At 43.6% G+C, this 25,718-nt stretch carries 21 protein-coding genes and 2 pseudogenes; 18 read left to right on the top strand and 5 right to left on the bottom strand.

All coding sequences use genetic code 11. From position 1 onward, the window contains the following. The 17 genes and pseudogenes from IM473_RS13800 to IM473_RS13875 all read left to right on the top strand — a co-directional run. Positions 1–703: hypothetical protein (locus IM473_RS13800; protein ID WP_287690495.1), on the top strand; the 703-nt coding region annotated here is incomplete at its 5' end. A 2-nt stretch (positions 704–705) separates the two neighbouring features. Further along, positions 706–1,290 carry a DNA circularization N-terminal domain-containing protein gene (locus IM473_RS13805; protein WP_287658480.1) on the top strand — a complete coding sequence of 195 codons (585 nt, stop codon included), beginning with the start codon at positions 706–708 and terminating at the stop codon, positions 1,288–1,290. A gap of 59 nt (positions 1,291–1,349) precedes the next feature. Further along, a complete protein-coding gene (locus tag IM473_RS13810) occupies positions 1,350–1,742 on the top strand; it encodes a PIN domain-containing protein (RefSeq protein WP_287658482.1) in 393 nt (130 codons plus the stop codon). 135 nt (positions 1,743–1,877) lie between these two features. Next, positions 1,878–2,024, top strand: a complete 147-nt coding sequence (locus IM473_RS13815) for a hypothetical protein (RefSeq protein ID WP_287658484.1) — start codon at positions 1,878–1,880, stop codon at positions 2,022–2,024. Between the two features lie 92 nt (positions 2,025–2,116). Further along, a pseudogene (locus IM473_RS22585) lies at positions 2,117–2,209 on the top strand (IS607 family transposase); the annotation flags it as partial. A 65-nt stretch (positions 2,210–2,274) separates the two neighbouring features. After that, positions 2,275–5,544: a hypothetical protein gene (locus IM473_RS13820; RefSeq protein WP_287658485.1), complete on the top strand. Its 3,270-nt coding sequence runs from the start codon at positions 2,275–2,277 to the stop codon at positions 5,542–5,544. A gap of 12 nt (positions 5,545–5,556) precedes the next feature. Continuing rightward, positions 5,557–6,549, top strand: a complete 993-nt coding sequence (locus IM473_RS13825; RefSeq protein ID WP_287658487.1) for a hypothetical protein — start codon at positions 5,557–5,559, stop codon at positions 6,547–6,549. Continuing rightward, entirely contained in the window at positions 6,549–7,400 is an 852-nt protein-coding gene (locus tag IM473_RS13830) for a phage baseplate assembly protein V (protein ID WP_287658488.1), read from the top strand. The genes IM473_RS13825 and IM473_RS13830 overlap by 1 nt, the downstream gene beginning before the upstream one ends. Before the next feature lie 4 nt (positions 7,401–7,404). After that, positions 7,405–8,037 (top strand): hypothetical protein, encoded by a 633-nt coding sequence (locus IM473_RS13835; RefSeq protein WP_287658491.1) that lies wholly within the window; start codon positions 7,405–7,407, stop codon positions 8,035–8,037. Positions 8,038–8,063: 26 nt separating this feature from the next. Continuing rightward, the gene (locus tag IM473_RS13840; RefSeq protein WP_016515962.1) at positions 8,064–8,507 is read left to right on the top strand and encodes a contractile injection system sheath initiator; all 444 of its coding nucleotides are present in this window, start codon (positions 8,064–8,066) and stop codon (positions 8,505–8,507) included. Positions 8,508–8,512: 5 nt separating this feature from the next. Beyond that, positions 8,513–10,561, top strand: coding sequence for a baseplate J/gp47 family protein (locus tag IM473_RS13845; protein ID WP_287658492.1), 2,049 nt, complete (start codon positions 8,513–8,515; stop codon positions 10,559–10,561). After that, positions 10,554–11,654 (top strand): hypothetical protein, encoded by a 1,101-nt coding sequence (locus IM473_RS13850; RefSeq protein ID WP_287658493.1) that lies wholly within the window; start codon positions 10,554–10,556, stop codon positions 11,652–11,654. The genes IM473_RS13845 and IM473_RS13850 overlap by 8 nt, the downstream gene beginning before the upstream one ends. A gap of 83 nt (positions 11,655–11,737) precedes the next feature. Beyond that, positions 11,738–12,208, top strand: a complete 471-nt coding sequence (locus IM473_RS13855) for a hypothetical protein (protein WP_287658494.1) — start codon at positions 11,738–11,740, stop codon at positions 12,206–12,208. A 9-nt stretch (positions 12,209–12,217) separates the two neighbouring features. Then, a complete protein-coding gene (locus tag IM473_RS13860; protein ID WP_287690497.1) occupies positions 12,218–16,063 on the top strand; it encodes a tail fiber domain-containing protein in 3,846 nt (1,281 codons plus the stop codon). 308 nt (positions 16,064–16,371) lie between these two features. Next, positions 16,372–16,587, top strand: a complete 216-nt coding sequence (locus IM473_RS13865) for a hypothetical protein (RefSeq protein ID WP_287658496.1) — start codon at positions 16,372–16,374, stop codon at positions 16,585–16,587. A gap of 59 nt (positions 16,588–16,646) precedes the next feature. Continuing rightward, positions 16,647–17,420 carry a hypothetical protein gene (locus IM473_RS13870; protein WP_287658498.1) on the top strand — a complete coding sequence of 258 codons (774 nt, stop codon included), beginning with the start codon at positions 16,647–16,649 and terminating at the stop codon, positions 17,418–17,420. Between the two features lie 213 nt (positions 17,421–17,633). After that, a complete protein-coding gene (locus IM473_RS13875) occupies positions 17,634–19,070 on the top strand; it encodes an NADP-dependent isocitrate dehydrogenase (RefSeq protein ID WP_287658499.1) in 1,437 nt (478 codons plus the stop codon). 69 nt (positions 19,071–19,139) lie between these two features. Here IM473_RS13875 and IM473_RS13880 read toward each other — a convergent pair whose 3' ends face one another. The 4 genes and pseudogenes from IM473_RS13880 to IM473_RS13895 all read right to left on the bottom strand — a co-directional run bounded on the left by IM473_RS13880 (position 19,140) and on the right by IM473_RS13895 (position 23,399). Beyond that, positions 19,140–21,860: a valine--tRNA ligase gene (locus IM473_RS13880; protein ID WP_287658501.1), complete on the bottom strand. Its 2,721-nt coding sequence runs from the start codon at positions 21,858–21,860 to the stop codon at positions 19,140–19,142. Positions 21,861–21,891: 31 nt separating this feature from the next. Continuing rightward, positions 21,892–22,212: pseudogene (locus IM473_RS13885) on the bottom strand (IS30 family transposase); the annotation flags it as partial. Between the two features lie 24 nt (positions 22,213–22,236). Further along, positions 22,237–22,383: a DUF2281 domain-containing protein gene (locus IM473_RS13890; RefSeq protein ID WP_353738143.1), complete on the bottom strand. Its 147-nt coding sequence runs from the start codon at positions 22,381–22,383 to the stop codon at positions 22,237–22,239. Positions 22,384–22,616: 233 nt separating this feature from the next. Beyond that, positions 22,617–23,399 (bottom strand): aldolase/citrate lyase family protein, encoded by a 783-nt coding sequence (locus IM473_RS13895; RefSeq protein ID WP_287658502.1) that lies wholly within the window; start codon positions 23,397–23,399, stop codon positions 22,617–22,619. Positions 23,400–23,619: 220 nt separating this feature from the next. Here IM473_RS13895 and aspS point away from each other — a divergent pair, with 220 nt between their 5' ends. After that, complete coding sequence (gene aspS / locus IM473_RS13900; protein WP_287658503.1) at positions 23,620–25,407, top strand: aspartate--tRNA ligase; 1,788 nt, start codon at positions 23,620–23,622, stop codon at positions 25,405–25,407. A 22-nt stretch (positions 25,408–25,429) separates the two neighbouring features. Here the strand turns inward: aspS and IM473_RS13905 are convergent. Beyond that, positions 25,430–25,718 (bottom strand): Uma2 family endonuclease (locus IM473_RS13905; RefSeq protein WP_287658505.1); only part of this gene is annotated, 289 nt, incomplete at its 5' end.

Here is a 25,718-nt window from a genome sequence, read left to right on the forward strand (position 1 = left end):
CTTGAGCAGGGAAGGGATAATTAACGAAGATCAATCTACTCCCAATCGAGAATTATCTCCTCCAATTGACAGGGAAGAAGAAAACCCACCAGCAAGGAATTATTCCCCTACGTCTAAGGTGAATCCTACTTATGCGTCCTCTTCCCTTCTTTTAGCTGATTCTTTACCTGTGGAGACAGTTTCTCCCCAAGAGAAAGAAAAGAAATCAGACTTTGATATTGGGGTAATTAGTGAAGAACTCCCTCAAATACTGGTGAGGGAATGGCTTCCTTCTTCCCTGACATTTGAACCTATCAATGATTCTCCTACAGGTAACAGTATTAACAAGAGCAAAAGCTCAGATTTGTCAACCACTCAGGAAGATAATTTTAGCGATCACCAATGGACAGTCTCTAACTTAGATCAAGAAAATAGAAGGGAAAGAAAAAATCCGTTAACACGAGTTTCTCAGCAAAACTCTCGGATTTTTTCCCTGAAAAATACAGCAAAATTTTCTCATAAATACGCTAGGAGTAAATCACCTTCACCTAACTTTGACACAACTGAACAGCCACAGGTCTTAAAAAAGATCGAGGAAAAAAGTCAGGCTATCTCCGAATCAATCCCACAGCAAAGCCATCTGTGCGAAGCTGAAATAGACCTGATTGTCGAGGCGATCGCCCAAGAAATCCAACAACAATACCGACAGTTTTATGGGAGTTAATTATGACAGTTGAACTAGCGGGAATACAACTCAAACGAGTTCATCAAATCAGCACAATTGAGCAAGCAGCCTTAGTTTATCACCGGATTCCGGGACGAGAAGGAAACTTAGTGCAAAATCTCGGGCGCGACTCAGTACAATTGCAAATAGAAGGAATTTTCTACGGTGCAACTGCTAAAGGTGATTTGGAGAAACTGCGGGAAGTTTATAAAAAACGCCAACCAGTGGACTTTCTGGCAGAAATTACCGGACAAGCTTACTTCGGACAAGTCATTCTCGATCAGTTTCAGGTAGATCAGTCGGCACAATATCCCGATCAATTTAGCTATAGTTTAATCGTTTCTGAATACGCCGTTCCTCTCGAATCAGCAGCGATTGCCAGCGACCTTTCCAGTGTCAATGCCGACATTATGACCGAGGCGCAAAGTTTTATGGACATCGCTACTCTGCCGGATATACTGGGATCTGTCCCAGAAATCAACAATCCGATTGAGCCATTGAGCAATGCACTTGCTGATGTGCAAAAAGCGACAAAAACCCTCAGTACAGCAACCGCAGGCTTAAAAACCCTCTTCGGCATTTTCTAAAATATTAAGTTAATGCGGTTAATAGATGCTACCATACCCCGTTTTCCCATTGAGTAAAAATGAGTGAAAATTATTTAATTGATCTTGATGCCTGTTGTTTAAATCGTCCTTTTGACGATCAGAATCAACTTCGTATTAAGTTAGAAGCAGAAGCGATCTTAGACATCATTTATTATTGTCAATTAGGACGATGGCAATTAGTTAATAGTACAGTTTTGGAGTCGGAAATTGGTCAGATATCTAGTCAAACTAAAAAAGAGCAAGTTGAACGATACTTAGCATTGGCTAAATGTCGTATTTTAGTAACTTCCGAAATTATCAAAAAAGCCAAAGAATTAACCAATTTTAACTTCAAAAACTTTGCTGCTCTTCATCTCGCTTGTGCCGATAATAATACAGATATTTTCTTGACAACAGATGACCGTTTATTAAGAAAAGTATTATCTTGTTAGGACAAAATAAATGTTATAGTTGCCAATCCGATAACATGGTTAATAGATGTTACCACTAATTTAATAGGAGATGAAAATGACACCAATTGAATTACAAAAAAAGGTTTTAAGGCTTTAGTTGATGCTTTAGGTATTGTGGATGCTATTCGCTTTATCCAGCAATACGACAGTGGTAGTGGTGACTATACCAAAGAGCGCCATCTCTTGTTAGATCATTTAACTATAGATGATATTTTGGCTGATATTGAGCGAAGACAAAAAAATCCAAAAGATTCTCAGTGATTACATTTAGAAACCCTATATGTGGTAAAATAAACCTATTGAATTGTAAGAATCAATTATCCCAAGGGTAGGTTAAACCCAGAACCGCGGCAGAAATGCTCGGAGTCCATGACCGCACCTTCGTCAAGTGGGAGCAGGAAGGGAAAATCCCAGCCATTAAAACCCCATCAGGACAAAAACGATAAGACATCAAACCATCTTACTGCCAAAATTTAAAACATTTTTCTGTCGTATAAATCTATCAGTTATTATGACTACAATCCTCGAACTATTACCCAAACCATCAGCACTGGACGCTCCGTTGATCCCAGTGTTGGACAAGTTTGAAAGTCTGATACCTACAAGCTTCAATTCTAATGAATTGCAGCAGGTGCTGGCGGAGGGAGGTAACTGGCAAATTCCCGACAGCTTAGCCCTAGTGTCGGAACCTCTAAATAACTTGCAGCAAATTGCGGCGAAACTCCCCAGTAAACCAGGAGAAATTACGGCAACCTTGCAGCAAGAATTGAATAATCTGCTCAAGAATGGGGGTGCTTTAGGGGATTTACTGAAGCCGATCGCCCGTTTTCTGGAAGTGATTGCCCCGTTGCTGGAAAAATTCGATTTTTTCAGTAATTTTGTGATTCGGATTAATGACAAGGTTAACGGGTTTTCTGAACAGGTAAAAAATCGGAGCCTAGCGGACACAGCATCGCAATTTCAAGACTTATTGGAGATATTTGACCTTTTTCCTGAATTTAACCATGTTTCTCCCTTCAAAGAGCTAAAGGCACAGGTGGAAACACTGCGGCAACTCTTGTCAGGTACTGACATAGTTTCCCAGATTGAGGCGTTAGGCGTTGACTTACCAAAAAACCTCAATAATTTGATGCAATGGCGACTGGATGAAGTTTCCCAGATTGATCCTCTAGCAGCCTTAAATTATTCCCACTGGTTAGAACCTTACAATCAAGCTTTGGAAAGGGTAAAAGAGATTGATCTCAATGATTTAAGTCAGATCAAAACCTACCTGGAGGTGCTAGAAACTCAGGTTAGTACGGTAGAAGTGATCAGGACAGACCTCACCAACCAAACCCAATCCGCACTGGAGAAGCTAGAAAGATTCAATGGTAGTAAATTCTTTGAGAACTGGAGCGACCGTCTCAAAACTGACCTTATTAGCATCAGCCCCAAAACTCCTGGCGCACTCTCAGAAACACTCGGACAGATGCAGAAGCTGGTCGATGGGTTGGAAATCGGGGCGGTACAATCGGAGATCGCCCGCATTGGCCAGCAGCTTAACCAAGTCCCCCGCAAAGTGGATTTTTCCACCGTCCCTAAGAAAATGGAAGGGATTGCCAACCGGATCGCCAGCACAGTGGATACGGTAGATCAGGGATTGGTGAAGGTTGCTACTTTTCTCTCTAACTTGGTCAAGGAATTGGGGGATTTAATTGGGAGGGTAAAGTTAGAAACACTAACCGAGAAAGTACGGAGTGAGTTTAAGAAATTAAGCGACCATGTGAATGGTTTGTTATCCAAAGTCGAAGTGATTCCTAACACAATAGAAGACCTAGTAGAAAAATTAGGAACCCAGGTCGAGGGAATCAACCTAGAGGCTCTTAAAAAGAAGATCGCCGAGTTTTTTGAAGAAATTACCTCGGTTCTCAATGACCCCCAAATTCAATACATTCGCACCTCAGCACAACAGGGAATCGAAGCGATCGCCGAGAACCTGTCCAGCCTTAGTCTCAAACCGGTATTTGAGCGGGTGCTGAGTGAGATGGCTGATGTCAAAACTAAACTGGCTACTGTCAATGTTTCCCAACTCAACGATTTATTAAAAAAGGCTTTAAAGCTGGCACTGGACGAGCTTCGCAAGATTAACTTTGCACAGGATGTCGCAGACAAGCTGAAGGAGGAATTTCACAAAATCCTTGAGAATTGCACTGGTTTAATCAAACCTTTACAAGAGAAATATCAAGAGATTGTCGCCCAGATCAAGCAGTTTGCCCCAGGAACCTTGATTGCGGACAAACTCGCCCCTTCCTTTCAAACATTAGTGGCGAAACTGGAGGAATTTGAACCGTCGAAACTGCTGAACTCTCTAAAAAAGCTCTATGATTCACTATTAAATAAACTGAAAGTTCTCAGTCCTAAAGCCTTGCTCTCTCCTCTGAGTACCTGCTACACTAATTTGATGGACTCTTTACGTTCTCTATCCCCCCAGGATTTAATTACACCCCTAAACAATTTACTGAGCCAATTTACTAGCCTACTAGACCGACTGAAAATTGAGGATTTCATTTTCCAAGTTAACAGCAATTTCAGCAAAATCAAGACACTGATCGCTAATGTATCGCCGGGACAAGCATTACAAAACAGCAATTTTTGGCAGAAATTAAAACAGTTACAAAGTCAGGGAAAAAATCTATTAGAGAAAGGGGAAAACCAGATCGATCAATGTCTGGAAGACCTGATTAAGCTAGTACCGACAGAGACTCTGAACACATTAACACCGCTTCTCAAGCAACTGCAACAAATGAGAGCCATCATCGACAACCAGATGACTCACCCCGCTGTCCAGCGCTTACAGGAAATTGCCGCGTCCCTCAAGGAACAGTCATTTGCCAAAGGAGTTACTGAATTAACCAAACGCTGGTTAGCCGAGAAGCAGCGATTTAACGGGATCACGCCGCCACCAGAGTTGCTAGAAGATTATAACCAATTGAAAGCGAAGTTACAGTTGCTCAGTCCGATTCAGGTACTGGGAGAGGCGACAACTAAAGTAGAACGCTTCACCACCAGACTGAGTGCAGTCCAAACCGAACTAACTCTGGGGCAGCAAGATTTAAGCAACCTGCTGACCCCTTACCAGGACAAATTGCTCGCTATTTTGCCCCAACAAGCGACGACGGCTGTTGATTTTTTGCAGTATAGTTTGGCATGGCAAATTGGCCGTCCGGCGAAAAATTTATTGGGAACCCTCAAACAAAAATTGGCTCAGCTTGACCAACTGTTTATTGCCATTGAGGCGATCGCCCTCAGCTTCAAAGTTCCTCTCCAAGCCTTGACAGCTATTCCTGGTAGTATTAGTGAGTCCTTGCTGGAGATCAAAAAGAAAATTACCGCCCTGAATTTTGACTTTCTCCAAGATGAACTACAAGCGGTGATTGACAAAGTTATCAACCAACTCGAAAGCCTTAACCCTGATATTTTACTCGACAGTCTCGAAGAAGTCTATCAAAATCTGCTCGGGACTATCGAGCAACTTTATCCAAAGGCAGCGGTTGAGGACCTGGATGCTATCTATAAAGATATTGTCTTAGAGAAACTCAAAGCACTGCATCCGCAGGAAGCGATCGCCAAACCCTTAGATAAGGAATACCAAAAAATTCGGGAACTTCAGGAACAACTGAACCTGGACAAGATTTTTGACGCACTGATAGGCAAGCTGGACACACTAGAGCAAGAACTAGATGACGGACTGAAGCAGACAGCCACCGCCTTTAATCAACTGTTACAAGCATTGCCTTTATAGGACATAGGACAGATGTTGCAAGTCAATCACAAAATCACTATTGGCAGTGGGTCCTTTCTCTCGAACGCACCCAGCGGCTCTGTTCAAGAGCGAACTCGCTTAATTAACCTGCGAGCATCTGCCTCTCTGAATATTCCCACTAATACCTGTCGCCTAGTTCTCAGTTCCCCTGATGACCTCTCCTTTGCGCCAAAAGACCCTGTTACTGTCGAACTGGGCTATCAAAATAATCTCGCAAAAATCTTCACCGGAACCGTTGATACCGTCGAATGGGACATTGATCAGGTGACGATCCGCGCCACTAGCTCGTTCCAAAAACTCCTAGCCGCCAGTTTCAACCTGCTGTACGAAAAATCTAAGGCTGGGGATATCGTCTCCGATATTCTCACCCGTCTGGGGCTGTCCTCTGGTAAGGTGGAGAATGGCATAGAATTTCCAGTTTACATGATTGGGGACAACGACTCAGTTTACCAACACCTCCGCACCCTGGCGCGACAGTGCGGCTTCGACTTCTACGCCGATCCTGAAGATCAGGTGCTATTCGCTCCATATAGTCCAGCGAAAACCCACAAATTTGAGTATGGGGTTAATATTCTGTCCCTGACAGCGGAACAACCCACTACCCCGATCACAGGAGTGGAAGTTTACGGAGAAAGCCCCACCAGTTTCGGACAGGGAGCCGATGCCTATGCTTGGTTGACCAAACAGGAGGTACAGGGCAAAACAGGAGACTCCTCCGGTGTGGTGAAGCGGTTGGCTGATCCCACTGCTCGCACCTTAGAAATTGCCAGCCAAATTGCCCAGGCAATTTTAGCAGCAGAAGTTCCCAAGCGACGGGGTAACCTAAAAGCAGTGGGTACACCGGAGGTGAAATTGGGTTCCGCCATTGAGATTGCCAAAATGCCGATCGCTTCTCAAAATGGCAGCTTCAAAGTAATTGAGATCCAGCATAGTTTGAGCCGCCAGCAGGGATTTTGTAGCCAGATTTATTGGGAGGAAAGGTAATGGATTCTATTGTCAGTGTCATGAAAAAAGTGGCGGAAAAAGAAGCCCAGAAAATTTATACTACTGAACTGGGAATTGTTACTTCTGTGTTTGCCCACGCATCGGAAAGCGACAAGGATAATTATGAGTGTTCTATCCAATTAAAGAACAAAAAACAGCCTGATGGCAGTGATTTTGAACTGCGTAAAGTTCCCTTATTAACACAGCACCTAGGGTTAGTGAATATTCCCAAGGTAGGTGACTTAGTTCTTGTCACCTTTATTGGTGGTAACCTTAACGCACCAATTATTATTGGTCGGCTTTACAACGATGAAGATCGACCTCCAATTAACCAAGAACAGGAATTTCTACTTCAGCACAATTTGGAAGAGGGTGGCAGCTTCAAAATTGATGCCGAGGGCGTGATAACCCTTACCAGTAAGAATGAGCAAAACGTTATTACTGTCAAAGACGAAGAAATTACCACCGCCACCGATAAAGCTAGTATTACTGTCAAAGGAGGGGATGTCACCCTCAAAAATGAACAGTGTCAGGTTGTTCTCTCAGGAAGCAATATTACCATCGACAACGGAAGCTGCAAGATCACAGTTGAAGGAGGAGGCATTACCCTTGATGCTGGTAGTAGTAACGTCACGGTGAAAAGTACGGGATCGATCAAAATTGGCGACGCGACAACGGCTTCTGTAGATGTCGGGGGAAAATCCCCAGCCAATGCCGTTGCTGATAACGATGACATCATCCTATCAATGCACACCCATCTGGGCAATTTAGGTGCTCCCTGTCCAATCATGATACCGACGGAGAAGATTAGCTCGATTCAAGCAAAGCTTAGAAATACAAAGGTAGGGTAAGTCAATGGTTAGAATTAAGGGCGCGAATAGTGATTATGAATATTCCAGCGAGGAAAAGAAAGTTATAGAGATAAAAAACCCTAAAGAACTTTACCTGAAAATATTTATTTGTCCTTACGATCAGCCCAGCAGTGTTGATCCTCACAAAGCAGAAGAACCCTGTTGTAATGGCATCGATCGCACCTGTCCTAATCAGGGAAAAAAGCAGGGACACGCTCTCATTCAATTGCATCAGGAAGACGGTATTCAGTTAGTTACAGATAACAATAATCAAATTGTCATCAATCAGAAGGGAAACATTCAACTACTCCCGTCTCCAGGAGGTCAGGCAGAGGTAAACGGTGCTTTGCTGGTCAAGCAGCAAAACCAAGTCCTTTTAGAGATTTCCAATCAAACAATTTCCCTACAATTAGGGGAGGCAAAAATTAGTCTTACTCCAGCAGGGAAGATTGAAATCTCCACACCCAAGCAGCAAGGAGAAGTCACGATTAACGGGAACTTAACCATCCAAGGCAACTTAACAGTAACGGGAAAGATTGTTGGCAACTTTGACCTGAGTCAAGCTAAGGTTAGCTTATCTGAAGCAAGCCTGAAAGCGATTAGCGAAGAAGTGAAAAAAAGGCTTCAACAATCATAATCATAAATTTGCAGGGGAGGATCATTATGACAAATAAACTAAATCAAAAAGATCTATTTCTCAGCCAACGCTATGCAGATCGCTTGACCTCTGATCGAGAACTTGTAGATCTGCGGGTAATCCTGGGAGATTTAGCGGCGATTGAGGGACAAACCAATCTCAGACAAGCAATTCTGAATCGGTTATTAACTCGCAAAGGAGAACTGACAAAACTAGGGCATCCTGACTACGGTTCTCGGCTGCACACCTTAATTGGGGAGGGAAACAATACCAGAACCCGCAGCTTGGCCGACCTCTACATCCGCGAATGTTTGCAACAGGAGTCGCGCCTTGAGGAGATTACCCAACTCAGCTTCGCCCCACTTAGTCCAGAGGGTGATCGCAGTGTCCTGCAAGTCACGATCGCCGTCAAACCCGTCGGACAAGCAGACAACCTGACCCTCAATCTTTCCCTAAATTTGGGAGGCTAGTCATAATGACCTTTGAACCGAAGAAATTTAACCAAGTCTTTGAGGATATGCGCCAGCGCACCGCCGTCCTGACCGATTTTGAAGTCGGCAGTGTAGCGCGTACTGTTTATGAATCCTTTGCCTACGAAATTGCCCTCCTCTACGAAAAGATGAGGCTGGTTTATCTGTCTGCCTATGTCGATACGGCAGAAGGACAGCAGTTAGACATGGTGGTGGCGATTCTCGGGATCAAGCGAGGAGAACCCGAATTTGCCGAAGGCACTATCACTTTTGAACGAGATATAGGTCAGCAGGACATTGAGGTTCCCTGGGGTACTTTGGTGGCCACACCGGAAACACCAACCACTCCCAAGAAGGTTTATCAAACTATTGAAAACAAACTCTTTCCCAAGGAACAAACCAGCTTAGAGGTGAAAATCCAAGCAGTCAACCGGGGGGAAGCGCAGGTTACACCAGCAGAGACTTTAACCGTCCTTCCCCGTCCCATACCGGGGATCAAAGCCGTCAGCAACTCCAATCCGACTCGTTTCACGGGCAAGCGCCGGGAAACCGATGAAGAACTGCGGGAACGGGCAAAGAACACCCTGATTTCCTCTGGTAAAGCCACCATCCTCTCCCTGGAAAATGCCCTGCTGAGTTTGCCCGGTGTCAAGGATGTCAAGGTGAGGGAGAACTTCCGGTTTGCCCGAGGACAGGTAACTCTGACGCGGGGGACGGATTCAGGGAAGATCACCATCGCCAAAGGCACACAACTCACCACGACCTCTAAGGCATTTAAGACTACCAACCAGGTGGTTTTAGCCGCCGAAGCTAATAAGGTAGAGGTGTCTGTTCAATCGATGATTGAGGGACAAGCTGGAGAAGTGGCAGCCGATGCTGATTGGACTACCCTCAACACCCTCAGCGTTAGCAATCCGAATCCGATTCAGTTGGGACAGTTTGGTCTGATTGAGATCTATGTCGATGGGGTCAACTTTCAAGATAAGGAAGCTGTCGCTGTCTTAGAGAATGAGATCGACCGGGTGAAGGCAGCGGGAATCTTTGTCCGGCTCAAGTCTGTGATCGCCGTGACGGTGGATGGAGTATTTAAGATTGAAATCAACCCAGATTTGCAATTATCCCAGGAAGAGCGTCTGAAACTGGAGCAAACTGTCCAGAAAGAGATTGAGGACTACATTAAAAACCGAAAAATGGGGCAGCCGCTGCTATTTTCTCAGATTATCAAGAATGCCCTCTTTCTCGATGGCATCAGCAATCTCGATGAGTTTATCATTACTACTTTCAAGCGGCAACAGGACGAGACGACCCAGGAAGATCGCTATGATGCCACCGCCAAGCGCATTGAAACAGACGAATTTGAACGGTTCATCCCCGGTCATCTGTGTGTGGCTTCCGAAATCAAACCCCTGCCAGTGACGATTGAGTTGCAGGTAGCAAATCTCGATAAGCAGCAGGAGGAAGGATTGGTCAACGCGCTTTCTAACTACTTTAAGGGCAAAGCCATTGGCAGCACTATTACCAAAAGAGAGATTACTGATGCAATCGCCACGGTTTCTGGCATCATAATCATAGAAGACACCCTGAAACTCGTCCCCCAACCCTGGTGTCAAAAGACTGAAGCGCAACTGGAACAGGTGACCGCCAGTTTTGTCGAACAGCCGATTTTGGGAGAGGTCTTTGCTTATAGCAAGAAACTAAATTTGCAAGGAAAGATTACGATTACTTTACCTGCGGTTTTATCGGAGAGGGAAAAACAGAAAGTGAGCAGCCAAGTCAAAGATAAGCTAGTAAATTATGTTGCTACGCTCAAACCAGGGGCAGATGTGGTGTTTGCGGACTTGAGAGCGATCGCTGCTGCTGTTAGGCCGGTGATTATGGTTGAACTCAAACCCAATGATTTCCAAGTCACCAGGCAAAGGACTTCCCAGCCGAATCGAGTATTGGCTAAGCAAGTCAAGGTGGAACCTTTTGAAAAAGTTGAACTAGAGATCACGGTAGAGGCGATCGACAGTGCCACCCTTTCTCGGAGAATCGGAGGTCGAAGCGATGGGTAGGACCCAAGGCATTCTCAGCCGCTTTCCTCATTTTTACTTAGCGGAAGATGGCAACAGTCTCTTCTCTGAATTTATCAAGGTGTTTGGCGAAACCCTCGATGAAGTGGAGGCAGAGCTGCTCCAGGTGATGTATGCTCATTATGTCAATAAGGCAGATAATCAAGGTTCTCAGGGGTTTAACACCAACCAGAAGGGCGATTTGGACAAAATCTTCTCCCTGTACCTGGAAAACCTGGGGGGAACCTCCCAACTCAAGCAGGTGAATCGCCCTAGCGGTGCGGAGGGTATCGAAAGCGATAAAATCTACCGCCAGCGCATTCGCGGACTGATTGAAGTCCTCAAAAGTGGCGCTTCTACCAAACAGGGTATAATTAACATTGTGGCGGCTAACCTGGGAATTGTTGGGGAAGATGAGAAGGCGATCGCTGCTCGCCATCAGATTCGCATTCTCGAATTTTTGCCAAAATTTCAGACTCTCCACTGGAATAACTGGCATCCCTTACAGGAATTCGATGTCGAAAACCCGAATGTGGTGGAAACCTATCCGGAGGTTCGCCTTTTGATTAAATCAAAGTTGCCATTGCCCTTGACTAATCCCCGGATTGTCAATCTGACTACCGGTCAGTTTGCTCAATACAATGGAATGGTAAGGAATGGTGATCTCCTGTCGTTTTTCGCCAACCAAACTGCCTCTCTCAATGGTATTCCCATTGAGGTTACTGGAGGTACTCCTATCTTATGGCCGGGAGCATCTCGTTGGCGTTTTGAGGCTCTGGTTGGAGAAGCAGAAGCGGCATTTGACGAGACGCTGTTTAACTTTTCTCGGTTTGAACAAGCATCCCTGAAGTCACCAAGTCCCGAACAGGCGGCAGAATTTGCGATCAATATCACCATGACAGTAGCTAAAATTACCCCCGGTTCCTTTATGGTGCGGATTCCCTGGGATATTCCAGGATTTAGTGAGAATCTCGATCAGTTTAGCGATCGCCCCCGGGAACAGATTAAGTACATCGTTGATAAGGTGAAGGCGGCTGGGGTTTTCGCTGTTATCGCTTACGAAAAAAACTTTAATGAAACTCATGAACTGGGATAGTTTGAAAGCTTCGGCTCAAAGACAACTGTGACAGGAAAAGCATCTTGCTGAATACTTTTGCTTAAAAACTAGGAGAAAAATTTGTGGAAGTCTCTAAAAATCTGGATATGAAAGGGCAGTTGACTGTGCAGAAACGCGATAAGTCTAATGAGATTTTGGAAGAATTTTCTGCAAGTAATAATATTGTTTTAACCGGTAGGGATTTAGTCGCCAAGTTATTTATCAATGAGGGAATCGCGCCTATTTCTCATGTTGCTGTTGGTACTGGTAAGACTGAGGTTGATCCAAAAACTGATACCAACCTGAATACTGAATTATTCCGCAAAGCCATCACGAAAATCGATCCAACTCAAGATCTCACGATAACCAGTGATGGCAAAATACAGGTGAAGATTACGGTAGAATTAGATTTTAATGAAGCTAATGGTTCCTTGACTGAGGCTGGCTTATTTAATGCTAATACTGGTGGGGTGATGTACAACCGCGCGGTGTTTCCCGCCATCAACAAGACCAACGATTTTAAATTAACACTAATTTGGGAAATTCTATTTTAAGGAGGAATTATGCCATTTAACCCTGAAAAGAAAAAAATTGGCGATCTAGTCAAATCCCAAGACTGGAATGACGCAATAGAAGAACTTGTCCGCTTGGAGAAGGATAAGGTAAATCGATCTGGCAATGATAATATCACCGGTTCTCTAACAATTGACGGCGCTCTCTCAGCTAAAGAAGTTACTTTCAGCGGCGCTCTGACGGTTAATAATATTAGCGTTAGCAACAATGTAACTATTAGCCGTGACCTGGCTACTCTAGGCAATGTTAGTATTGGAACTCTTACTCCTGAAAATCAAGACGGGTGGAATCGCGTTCTTGATATTAAAGGCTCTGAATATACTAAATTATCCATCAGAACTGACAAGATTGATGGGCGAGTCTTAGCACATGATTCTGGCTTTTGGGGAGCGCCAGGAGGCATGATAATCGGCACACGCACCGACCATCCTTTGAGTTTTGCCACGAAAAGTGCTACTCACATGACCATTTTGAGTAATGGTAATGTAGGAATAGGACGGAATAATCCAGTTGCTAAGTTAGATATTGCCTCGGCTACTCGTACTGGAACTCATCCGAACGCCGTTAAAGGTTTATATATAACCGGTGAGTTTAATGCTGATAGTAATGGTGTAGAATTTCGGAAGAGCGATGCTACTCAAGGAATTGGCTTTGGTTGTAATACTATCTATGCAGCTGGAAGTAATGCTAATCAAGATTTAGGCTTGAAAGCAAAAGGGACAGGAGAAGTTAAGGTTTATGGAAAATTATCAGTCACTAGCGATCTGATTGTTGCTGGAAAAGTGAATGATCGCAATATTTCCGCCGATGGGTTGAAGTTAGATAATCACATTAACACTAATGTGACAACCAATCCCCACAAGACAACGGCGGCTGATGTCGGCGCTCTCTCGACTACAGGCGGTACAGTCACTGGTGATCTTAAAGTTAATGGAGCTATTACTCCCAGTGCGGGGAACAGCGAAAACAACGGTATTATGTTTCCAAAAAATCCTGGTGGGGGTAGTGGCGATGCTGCTTGGATTCGTTATTATGCAAGAGAAGGTGAAGCCACCACTTTTGAAATTGGTACATCAAATGATTCTGATGATCATATTGCTTTGATGCCTAATGCTGGTAATGTTGGTATCGGAACAACCAATCCACAGGCTAAACTTCATGTGAATAATGGGAATGCGATTATTAGCGGTAATGTTGGCATCGGAACAAACGATCCACAAGCGAAGTTAGATGTTAACGGCAATCTTTTGGTGACAAGTGGTTCACTTAGTTTTGGTAACCGAAACGGTCAACTGATTGCTTTATGGAAAACTTCTCATGGAATTGGCGTACAAAGTGATACCACATATTTTCGTACCAGCACTAACTTTGCTTGGTATAAAGATGGTTCCCACAATGATGCTGCATTGAATGCCGGTGGTGGAACATCCTTAATGACTCTTGATGGAAGTGGCACCTTAAAAGTTAATGGAAAATTATCAGTAACAGGAGGAGTAATTCAGAAGGGAGGTGATCCCATAACTACAACAACTGATTTGGGTCTATATTCTCAATCGAGTGGTAGTTGGATGAGATTTGTGACCAATAGTGGCCCTTTTAAATTCTTCTCTGATGGAGGTATTGGCACAAATCCAAGAATGACTCTTGATTCAAGTGGCAATCTTTCGGTGACAGGTGATTTCAGCGTTAGTGGTTCAGTTAGTTTTAGTTTAGGAGCCCGTCAAATGCTTAATTTATGGGACAATGCCTATGGAATTGGCATACAAAATCATACTCAATATTTTCGTACCAATAGCAACTTTGCTTGGTATAAAGGTGGTTCCCACAATGATGCTGCATTGAATGCAGGTACTAATGGAACAGCCTTAATGGTCATTAAGGGAGATGGCAATGTCGGTATTGGAACAACCAATCCCACAGCTAAACTTCATGTGAATGGTGGGAATGCGACTATTAACGGGAATGCGACTATTAGTGAGCAGGCGAATATTGGTGGGAATGCAATTATTAGCGGTAATGTCGGTATTGGCACTAATACTCCTCAAGCTAAGTTAGATGTTAACGGCAGTTTGAAGGTTCAGGGTGATGTTACTGTCACTGGGAAGGTCAATGGTCGGAATATTTCTGAGGATGGAACAAAGCTCAATGATCATGTCAATAACAAGAGTAATCCACATGGCGTAACTGCGACTCAGCTTGGCGCTCTTTCTCTTAGCGGTGGGAATGTGACCGGCAATGTTAATGTTAACGGTAATGTCGGTATTGGAACAACCAATCCAGGAGCTAACTTAGATGTTAACGGCACTCTGAAGGTTCAGGGCGCTGGGAATGTGACCGGTAATCTTGAGGTGGGAGGTTCACTTCGTTTTGGTGACCGAAACGGTCAACTGATTAATTTACATTCAACTTTGCATGGAATTGGCGTACAAAGTGATACCACATATTTTCGTACCAGCACTAACTTTGCTTGGTATAAAGGTGGTTCCCACAATGATGCTGCATTGAATGCCGGTGGTGGAACATCCTTAATGACTCTTGATGTAAGTGGTAATCTTTCTGTTCTTGGGACTATTTCTCCAGCAGGAACTGAGAGTAATAAAGATTTAGGATTGAAAGCAAAAGGGACAGGCAAAGTTAAGATTGATAGCAGTGCAATTATTACTGGCAAAGTCGGCATCGGTACAACTGATCCCAAAGCTATTTTGGATGTTAATGGTGATGTGAAAGTTAGTGGTGCAGTTAGCTTTGGTTCATCAATCCGTCAAATGCTTAATTTATACGGAACTGTACATGCAATTGGCGTACAATATAATACCAAATATTTTCGTACCAGTGGCAACTTTGCTTGGTATAAAGGTGGTTCCCACAATGATGCTGAATTAAATGCAGGTGGTGGAACATCCTTAATGACTCTTGATGGAGGTGGCACCTTAAAAGTTAATGGAGCTATTACTCCCAGTGTAGGGAATAGCGAAAACAACGGTATTATGTTTCCCAAAAATCCTGGTGGTGGTGGTGGAGATGCTGCTTGGATTCGTTATTATGTAAGAGAAGGTGAAGCCACCACTTTTGAAATTGGTACATCAAATGATTCTGATGATCATATTGCTTTGATGCCTAATGCTGGCAATGTCGGTATTGGAACAAACAATCCCACCAAAGCAAAAGTACAGATAGAAGGAGATCAAGCTTATAAACAACTTGAGGGGTATGCTTATCTTGTGAAGAAAAAAGGGGTACACATAACGGGCTATGGCGAGGACCAAGCAGCATACTCACTATACGCAAGTGACCGCATCATAGCAAGTGAGATAAACGCTTTTTCCGATGAGCGCATCAAAGAAATCTACAATCGCAGTGATAGTCAAGAAGACTTAAAAACCCTGCTTCAAATAGAAGTAACAGACTACAGTTACAGAGATAAAATTGCGAAAGGGAACGGACAACACAAAAAAGTTATCGGTCAACAGATAGCTAAAGTCTTTCCTCAAGCAGTTTCAACCAATACTGATGTAGTCTGTGATATTTTTCAATTTGCCACTCTTTCAGACGGATGGGTAACTTTAACCAATCACGGACTAAAAACCGGTGAGCGAGTGAAATTGATATGGGGAGAAGATAAGAGCCAAATATTTACCATAGAAGCAGTTACCCCTGACACCTTTCAAATCGACCTAGACTATTGTGGAGACATCCTAGTCTATGGACGAGAAGTAAACGATTTTCATGTAGTAGATTATGATGCCTTATCAATGCTTCATATTTCTGCCACTCAGGAACTCTACAAAATCATCAAAAAATTAGAAGAAAAAATCAACGAAAAAGTTAAGGGTTAAAAACCGATGAGCGATTTCAGTTTGTAGGGTGCGTTAGGCGGCTACTAATTCAGTAAAAAAAACAAAATAAATAACCCACCGTAACGCACCAACTTCATCATTAAATCGGTGCGTTACGACGGATTGCTAGTCCTAAGTAAAAGCAGAGTTTGTCACCGTCTAACGCACCCTACATTTTACTGCATTAGGAAACTAACCGTATATTAGAGACAACAGCACAGGTTTTAGCCAAGCATATTGACTCAGAAGCAGAAATATCGAGTATCATAGAAGAAATCCTTGCTCAAACAACTTATCACTAAAGGAACATGAAAGAACAAATCAAAGAACGCATCGAACAACTCAAAGCCGAATATGAGTCTGGTCAAAAAATGTTAGCTGATCTAGAAACACAAGAGTCTAATCTAAGAACTACTATGCTGCGCATCAGTGGTGCGATTCAAGTATTAGAAGAGTTACTCGCTCAAGCTGAGGAAGAAGAAAATCTTGACGACGCTAAAAAAGTAGAAGTCCTCTCTCAATGAAGTAGTTAATATTCCCCAAAATTGCCATGATTCAAAACCTAGTTTTGAGAATAATCAGCTTGCTAGTTAAAACCTTAGCAAGCGTTGTTTCTCCCGCAGAGCAACACATTAAAGCCGGACCAGTTGACTCAAATGATAGCAGTAATCTCCCGATTATTGTGCTAACTCCGGGTTGCTTTACCATCAGCCAACAGCCCGGAGAAAACACCTCTAATCAACCGCTTCCAGAAGAGTTTCGGGAAAAACTGGCTGTCAGCCAAGAAAAGCCTTTAGGACCATATATCTTAGCCAAAACACCGCTACAAGGAACGGTTCATTGTCAAGTTTTCTTGGCTGAAGGTACATTAACAGAAAAGCAAATTTGGCTTCAGGAAAAACAAGACTTCACCATCAATTATACAACTAAACAGTGTAACTTTATCTATGATATATCAAAAGCAGAAAGTATCCTGTTTATCTACTCGTTTGTCGGGATTTTTAGCTTAAGAAACTTTGAACAAGAACTTTTCATAGAGGTGCAAGCTGCAAGTACCAATGAACTGGAAAAATTAACGGCTCTCATTGCTGGCTCTATCCTAACCTACCACGACCAATTAATCGAAGCCTATAATCAAGATCTCACCTACAAAACAGAATATAATGCGGATTCCCTGAGAATTTTAGCCCAACTGCGTCAAATTCAGTTTTTAGCAGGAAATCCAGCCGATACATCCTCAATTAAAATGAAGCTGAAGTTTTTAGTAACCGGTCAACTGAAAGCAACACGAGCAATTAGTGAAAACTTCGGTATCATCGAAAAAATTGAGATTATAGAACCAACGGTTAGTCGATAATTTCCCGATCAATTTTGGGTAAACTGTTATCAAATTCCTGCGAAGTCTCTTGCCTCATCTCAACAGGCAATTTAAATACGCAGTTATCTTAATGGTGAGGTACGAAGTTGATACCAGCAAGGGAATCTTTAAGAAATTACCCAAAATCCCTAAGTATAGATATTGACGGCGCTAGACTCCCAACGTATAGATAAATACTGTTTCTGGAAGCCCATGACTGTGAGCTACGAAAAAATTACCCCACCGACAACAGGCTCGACAATTACTTTTTCTGACGGAAAACCTCTAGTTCCCGATGATCCGATCATTCCCTTCATTCGCGGTGACGGTACGGGGGTCGATATCTGGCCCGCAACCGCAAAAGTTATCGATGCAGCGATCGCCAAAGCCTACGGTGGTCAAAGGAAAATCCATTGGTTTAAAGTCTATGCTGGCGATGAAGCTTGCGAAATCTACGGGACCTATCAATATCTACCCCAAGATACATTGACAGCGATTAAAGAATATGGTATAGCCATCAAGGGTCCCTTGACCACTCCGATCGGTGGCGGCATTCGTTCCCTGAATGTGGCTTTGCGGCAGATTTTTGACCTCTATGCTTGTGTTCGTCCCTGTCGTTACTATGCGGGAACCCCTTCCCCCCATAAAACCCCGGAAAAACTCGATGTCATCGTCTATCGGGAAAATACCGAGGATATTTATCTCGGCATCGAATGGAAACAAGGCACGGAAATCGCCGATAAACTGATTAATTATCTCAATACAGAACTAATTCCCGCCACTCCCGAACATGGTAAAAAACAAATTCCCCTCGATGCGGGTATCGGGATCAAACCGATTAGTAAGACGGGTTCCCAAAGATTAGTCCGCCGGGCGATCGAACGGGCGCTGACTTTACCGAAACCGAAAAATCAAGTTACTCTCGTCCACAAGGGTAACATTATGAAATATACGGAAGGGGCGTTTCGGGATTGGGGTTATGAATTAGCTAAAAGTGAATTCCGAGATGTGTGCGTTACTGAGATGGAATCATGGATACTCAGCAATAAGGAGAAAAACCCTGATCTGAGCATCGAAGATAACGCTCGCATGGTGGAACCGGGTTATGATGCCCTCACAGACGAGAAAAAAGCCAAAATCTGCCAAGAAGTGACCAGTGTTCTCGATGCTATCTGGGAAACCCACGGCAATGGGCAGTGGAAAGATAAAATTATGGTCAACGATCGCATTGCCGATAGTATCTTCCAACAGATCCAAACCCGTCCCGATGAATACTCGATCCTCGCTACCATGAACCTGAATGGCGATTATCTCTCCGATGCAGCTGCTGCGATCGTCGGTGGTTTAGGGATGGGACCCGGGGCGAATATTGGCGATACTTGCGCTATTTTTGAGGCAACCCACGGTACAGCCCCTAAACACGCCGGTTTAGACCGAATTAACCCCGGTTCGGTGATTCTTTCTGGGGTGATGATGTTGGAATACATGGGATGGCAAGAAGCAGCCGATTTGATTAAAAAAGGCATCGCAGCAGCGATCGCTAATCGACAAGTTACCTACGATTTAGCGCGTCTGATGGAACCTCCCGTTAATCCTCCTTTGAAATGTTCCGAATTTGCCGACGCGATTATCTCCCATTTTGGGGATTAATTTTCCGGTTAGGGTAGCCTGAAAACTGCCCTATTTTTCGGAAAATCCCCAAAATAATCCCTGCCTCCGTTAATGCAGGCGTTTTAAGCGTTCTTGGAGAATTTGGGCTTGTTTTTCGGCCTCTGCTAAAGCTTGCTTCGTTTTTTGGATTAAAGCTTCTGGAGCTTTTTCGACAAAGCTAGGTTTACTCAGGCGATCGCTCAAACTCTTGATTTCCCCTTCTACTTTAGCTAAATTTTTCGCTAATTTCCCGGCCAATACCGATATATCAACCAATCCGGACAGGGGTATAAGGATTTCTACCGTAGCGACAACACCGGCGATCGCTTGATTGACTTCCTCGGTCAATTTGGCCGTCAAAATTAAGTTTTCGATCTTAGCCAAGTCTTTTAAGTACACTTGTCCGCGTTGCAGAATAGCTAATTCTTGACTGTTTTCTGTCTGTAAAATTGCCGTGATCGTTGCTCCCGGTTTAATCCCTGCTTCGGCCCGCAAATTACGCAACACCCGAATACTTTCTATTAATAACTCAAAAGTATTTTCTAAGTCTAAATCGATCAGAGAACTATCAGCTATTGGATAGGTTTCTAAAGCCAAAACTTGCTGATTTTCTTGGGTTAAATGATGCCAAATTTCTTCGGTAATATGGGGCATAAAGGGATGTAATAATTTTAATGTCCCTGCCAAGATAAAAGCCAAAGTTTGCCGGGCTGTGGCACAGGAAACCGATTCTTTATCCTTCCATAAACGAGTTTTTACTAACTCGATATACCAATCGCAGAAATCGCGCCAGATAAATTCGTATAGACCTTTTGCCGCTTCCCCCATGCCATAATTTTCTAGATAATCTCTAGTTTTTTGTACTGTTTGATGATAACGAGATAAAATCCAGCGATCGGCTAATTCTAAATTTTCTAAAACTGGTTCTCCCAATTCTTCTGGGGTTTTTCCCTCCAGATTCATCATGACAAAACGGGAAGCATTCCAAATTTTATTGGCAAAATTTCGGGCCGCTTCTACGGATTCCGATTCATCGGTTTTACGGTTATATTGCAGACTGATATCCTGTCCTGCTCCTGCCACTTCTCGAATTAAGGTATATCGTAAAGCATCGGTTCCATATTTATCAATTAAAATTAGGGGATCGATGCCGTTATTGGCAGATTTAGACATCTTTTTGCCGTTTTCATCCCTAACTAAACCGTGAATATACACATCTTTAAAAGGCATTTGTTGCGTAAAATAGCCCGCCATCATCGTCATTCTGGCCACCCAGAAAAAGATAATATCAAAACCAGTGACGAGGGTTGTGGTGGGATAATAGGTGTCTAGATCAAGGGTTTTTTCTGGCCAGCCCATAGTCGAAAATGGCCACAATCCCGAGGAAAACCAAGTATCTAAAACATCGGGGTCTTGTTGAATAATTATATCCTCTCCATACTCTTTTTTGGCCTTGGCTAAAGCGGAGGTTTCATCCTCGGCAACGACGAAGGGAGTATGGTTAGTAATTTCGTTATTAGTTTCACTGATAATATACCAAGCGGGAATTTGATGACCCCACCACAGTTGTCGAGAAATACACCAATCTTTTAGCTTAACTAACCAATCGCGATAAACTTTTGTCCATCTTTCTGGCACAAAACGGGGTGAGTTTTCCTGATCTAAATAGGCTAAAGCTTTTGTGGCTAAAGGTTCAATTTTAACGAACCATTGGGTAGATAAAAGGGGTTCCACGGGAACTTTACCTCGATCGCTATAGGGGACGCTATGGCGATAGGCTTCAATCTTGACTAAAAAGCCATCTTCATCGAGTTTTTTAACGACATTTTTGCGGGCAACAAAACGATCTTGACCTGCGAATATTCCGGCATTTTCGTTTAAACTGCCGTCTAAATTCATGATATTAATAAAGTCTAAATTATGGCGTTTACCCATCTCAAAATCTTTAGGATCGTGGGCCGGCGTAACTTTGACGCAACCGGTACCGAATTCAGTATCCACCAATTCATCGGCAATAATGGGGATTTCTCGCCCCATTATCGGTAAAGTGACGGTTTTGCCGATTAAATGGCGATAACGGGGGTCTTGCGGGTTGACAGCTACACCAGTATCACCGAGCATGGTTTCGGGCCTTGTGGTGGCCACTTGAAGATAACCGCTACCATCGCTGAGAGGATAGCGAAAATACCAGAGATTTCCCTCAATATCCTTGTTTTCTACCTCTAAATCGGAAACGGCCGACCGGGATTCGGGACACCAGTTAACTAAGTATTGACCGCGATAGATTAATCCGTCTTGATAAAGTTTGATAAAAGCAGTACGAACAGCATGGGAAAGTCCCTCATCCATTGTGAAACGTTCCCGCGTCCAATCGACGGATACCCCCAAGCGTCGCAGTTGATTAACAATGGTACTACCGGACTCCTCTTTCCATTGCCAAGCGCGTTCGAGGAATTTTTCCCTTCCTAGTTGGTAACGGTCGGTTTTTTCGGCTTTTAATTGGCGATCAAGTATGGCTTGTACTGCAATACTAGCGTGATCCGTACCGGGCAGCCAGAGGGTATTTTTGCCGGTCATGCGCTTGTAGCGAACAAGTGTATCAATCAAGGCACTCTCGAAGGCGTGACCCATGTGGAGACTACCGGTAACATTGGGAGGAGGGATAACTATACAGTAGGTTTCGCCGCCTTTTTCGGGGTTTGCTCTAAATATTTCTTGATTTTCCCAATATTGCTGCCATTTCGTTTCTGTGATCTTAGGATCGTATTGCTTCGATAGTTCCGAGGTCATGGCCAATTCAAGTCTGGATTTAATCACTGTCTTATCTAATCTCATAGAATACCTTATTCGGGGTACGATAGTCAAGACATTTTCGAGGACGATTGTTAATCAAATTTACGGCTCTTTCTATTTCCTCTGGCTTAAGGATTTTCAAATTCGTTTCCTTGGGAAAAAATTGTCTTAATAGTCCATTAGTATGCTCGTTTAATCCCCTCTCCCAAGAATGATAAGGAGTAGCAAAATAAAAATCTGCTCCCAATTTCTGACTCAACTCTTGATGTCCACAAAATTCATTGACCTTGTCACAAGTAAAGGTTTTTCTTTGGTCAGGGGGAATCTCTTGGAAAAGTTTTTCGGTGACAAGGGTTGATTTCCTTGAAGGCATTCATTCCATATATTCCTTTGAGTGGTTTTCTATGAGATACTTGGCATAGTGCAGAAGTTCGTGCTTTAGAGAATCTGGCATTGTCGAAAGTGTTTGTAAGATTTCTGTATCAATATTGATAATTTCTCTGATTAAACGCCAAGTAATTGGTGGATAATGCCATTGTTTTTAGTACAAAAGTAGGTGCTATCAATATTATAGCCTTGTCGGCACAAACATCAAGCGCAAATTGAAGCACTCTAAACCCCACACCCCAGACCCTGCAACCACGAAAAACTTTTTCAGCTAACCCTAATTAAGAGAAGTTATTCATAATGAGTCCACATCTGTATAACTTTGCTGTCTAGGTTTTGAGCGGTCTATAGAACTGACCAATATCTTTAACCAAAAAGTAAATTATGCAAGATTTCTAAACGCTGGTCATCTTCACCAACAATAGCACCATAATAATTTTTTTTATTCTCTAACCAGAGTAATTCAAACTCGATCGCCTTTGGCAAAGCTAAACTAAAATTATCCAAAGCTTGGGGACAATTAAAGATAACTTTGCGCGTCTCGAAGCGGTCAAAATGTCCTTGGCAGAACATTTTGAAAAACGGTAAAGAATGCAGTGACACCCCACCCCCAATAGCAACAGTCAAACCGGCAGCCTTAGCCTTTTTTGCCAAAGGTAAAGCTAGAGCTAAAACTTGCTCGCTATTGACATCCTGACGAGTTAATCCCAAAGAACAGGCTAAATCCATCCGTCCGATGACGATACCATGGAGAGATTTTATCTCTGGAATCGCCAACATTTCCTGAAAATTCTCACAGGCAGTAATCGTTTCAATATTAACTAATAACTCCACATCTTCCACCCGTTGATCAGCTAAAATTCTCCTAGCTGCCCGCAGATATTTTTGTAAAGCGTAGGCTGTTTCTACCATGGGAGCAATCAAGCGATCGACTCCTAAATTAACCGCATCAAAGATATCTCTGATCGCTTCGCAACCGGCGATTTTCAGATTAAAATCTACCCCCGCTGTCAGACTAATTTCTTTCAACCGCATCGCTTCCGTCAGTCGGGTTCCTTCCGTCTCGAATTCCGCTTTTACTCCTGAAACATGGTGATCTTCCCTGAGTTCTCTTAACAGTTCCACCATTTTTTTTTCTAAGGAATTCATGATTTTAATCGTTGAAAATCGGTAACTGCTAGATGAGCCTTGTTGATTATAGCCGATCCGCGAAAAGCCGATAGCTGAGGACTAAGAGACCATAAAAATACCCTAAACAAGGGGACAAGAGCGACAAAATACCGGCATAATGAACAAGGCCGTCTGATTTTTTTCTGGCCACATCCTTTCTATACTACATTCGTAATATAAGTAATTCTCTAGTTAGACTATGCGAACTCACTACTGTGGCGACCTTAGCGCGATCGAAATTGAAAAAAGTGTCACCCTCTTCGGTTGGGTCGATCGCCGTCGCGATCACGGTGGCGTTATTTTTATTGATCTACGGGATCGCAGTGGTATTGTCCAGATCGTCAGTGATCCCCAACGAACCCCCGCTTCCTACCCCATCGCTGAAACCGTCAGAAACGAGTATGTCATCAAGGTGACGGGAACAGTCAGTCAAAGGCCTACCGAATCCCTTAACCCGCGCATTGCCACCGGAGAAATCGAAATTTACGCCACTAGCATCGAGATTCTCAACGGGGTTACTAAACAACTGCCTTTTGTCGTCTCTAGTTCCGAAAGTGAATCGGTCCGGGAAGATGTGCGCTTGCGATACCGCTATCTAGACCTACGCCGGGAGCGTATGAGTCAGAATTTACAACTACGTCACCAAGTTGTCAAAGAAATGCGCCGTTTTCTCGAAGATGAACAGCATTTTATCGAAGTGGAAACGCCAATTTTAACTCGATCGACTCCCGAAGGAGCGCGGGATTATCTGGTTCCTTCCCGGGTCAGCCCGGGCCAATGGTACGCTTTACCCCAATCACCGCAACTATTTAAGCAATTATTAATGGTGTCGGGAATGGATCGCTACTATCAAATCGCTCGCTGTTTCCGCGATGAAGATCTGCGCGCTGATCGTCAACCAGAATTCACTCAGTTAGACATGGAGATGAGTTTTCTCTCCTTAAGCGAGATTTTAGCCCTAAATGAGGCTTTAATCGCTCATATCTTCAAAAAAGTCAAAAATATCGATATAAGCCTGCCCCTGCCCCGTTTAACCTATGCTGAGGCTATGGATCGCTATGGGGTCGATCGCCCTGATACCCGTTTTGGCTTGGAATTGGTCAATGTGGCGGAGATTTTTGCCGATTCGGGATTTAAGGTGTTTTCAGGTGCGATCGCTAGTGGGGGGACGGTGAAAGTTTTACCGATTCCCAACGGTAACGAGGCGATTTCTAACGTCAGAATCAAACCGGGTGGGGATTTATTCAAAGAAGCCACCGATGCGGGTGCGAAGGGAATCGCCTACATCCGCGTGCGCGAAGACTACGATTTTGATACCATTGGTGCGATTAAAGATAACCTGACAGAGGCACAAAAACAGGCTTTAATCGAGAAGACTGGCGCAAAACCGGGGCATCTGCTCTTATTTGGGGCAGGAGATACCGATACAGTCAATAAATCCCTATCCCGCCTACGCTTAGTTTTAGGGGAACAATTGGGATTAATTGATCCCGAGAAAATCAACCTCCTCTGGGTGACGGATTTCCCGATGTTTGAATACAACGCCGAGGAAAAACGCCTAGAAGCACTGCATCACCCCTTTACTGCCCCCAATCCCGAAGATTTAGACGATCTAGCCCACGCTCGCGCCCTCGCCTACGATATGATTTTTAATGGTATTGAAATCGGTGGCGGCAGTTTGCGGATCTATCAACGGGAAGTACAGGAAAAAGTCTTCGCCACCATCGGTCTATCCCCAGAGGAAGCCTATAATAAATTCGGCTTTTTGTTAGAAGCTTTTGAATACGGAACCCCTCCCCACGGTGGCATCGCCTACGGTTTAGATCGCTTGGTGATGTTGTTAGCGGGGGAAGAATCAATTCGCGATGTGATTGCTTTCCCGAAAACCCAGCAAGCTAGTTGTTTACTCACTTCTGCACCTTCAACAGTGGCAGCGAAGCAATTAAAGGAATTATCCGTTGCTTCTACCTACAAACCGCCATCCTAAGATTAGGGTGGGCATTGCCCACCTAATTTTTAAAAGTCTGTTGACACCATGCTCTTAAATTCTTTTCTGCTCTCACTTCATCCTCTTTAGCAGTGGCTAAAAATTCATAGAGTTTAGTTTTCGGAACTAGGGGAAAAGTGGGACTAAATTCTCCTTCCTGATAAACCCCCTTTTCTAACCGATAAATGCGCCAGATTTGTCCATTAAAACGCCATAATTCTGGCACTCCCAAACGGGCATAAAGTGCTAATTTATTAATATCCGTGTGGGTTATATCCACTTCCACCACTAAATCTGGGGGCGGATCTTCA

This window comes from Microcystis sp. M015S2, assembly GCF_020245945.1.
Classification (GTDB): Bacteria; Cyanobacteriota; Cyanobacteriia; order Cyanobacteriales; family Microcystaceae; genus Microcystis.

Bases quoted from the DNA above. Each gene is read 5' to 3' on its own strand.
- IM473_RS13840 (WP_016515962.1), top strand. From the start codon at position 8,064: ATGACAAATAAACTAAATCAAAAAGATCTATTTCTCAGCCAACGCTAT.
- IM473_RS13805 (WP_287658480.1), top strand. From the start codon at position 706: ATGACAGTTGAACTAGCGGGAATACAACTCAAACGAGTTCATCAAATC.
- aspS (WP_287658503.1), top strand. From the start codon at position 23,620: ATGCGAACTCACTACTGTGGCGACCTTAGCGCGATCGAAATTGAAAAA.
- IM473_RS13850 (WP_287658493.1), top strand. From the start codon at position 10,554: ATGGGTAGGACCCAAGGCATTCTCAGCCGCTTTCCTCATTTTTACTTA.
- IM473_RS13875 (WP_287658499.1), top strand. From the start codon at position 17,634: ATGACTGTGAGCTACGAAAAAATTACCCCACCGACAACAGGCTCGACA.
- IM473_RS13860 (WP_287690497.1), top strand. From the start codon at position 12,218: ATGCCATTTAACCCTGAAAAGAAAAAAATTGGCGATCTAGTCAAATCC.
- IM473_RS13845 (WP_287658492.1), top strand. From the start codon at position 8,513: ATGACCTTTGAACCGAAGAAATTTAACCAAGTCTTTGAGGATATGCGC.
- IM473_RS13820 (WP_287658485.1), top strand. From the start codon at position 2,275: ATGACTACAATCCTCGAACTATTACCCAAACCATCAGCACTGGACGCT.
- IM473_RS13830 (WP_287658488.1), top strand. From the start codon at position 6,549: ATGGATTCTATTGTCAGTGTCATGAAAAAAGTGGCGGAAAAAGAAGCC.
- IM473_RS13865 (WP_287658496.1), top strand. From the start codon at position 16,372: ATGAAAGAACAAATCAAAGAACGCATCGAACAACTCAAAGCCGAATAT.
- IM473_RS13810 (WP_287658482.1), top strand. From the start codon at position 1,350: ATGAGTGAAAATTATTTAATTGATCTTGATGCCTGTTGTTTAAATCGT.
- IM473_RS13825 (WP_287658487.1), top strand. From the start codon at position 5,557: ATGTTGCAAGTCAATCACAAAATCACTATTGGCAGTGGGTCCTTTCTC.
- IM473_RS13895 (WP_287658502.1), bottom strand. From the start codon at position 23,399: ATGAATTCCTTAGAAAAAAAAATGGTGGAACTGTTAAGAGAACTCAGG.
- IM473_RS13880 (WP_287658501.1), bottom strand. From the start codon at position 21,860: ATGACCTCGGAACTATCGAAGCAATACGATCCTAAGATCACAGAAACG.
- IM473_RS13835 (WP_287658491.1), top strand. From the start codon at position 7,405: ATGGTTAGAATTAAGGGCGCGAATAGTGATTATGAATATTCCAGCGAG.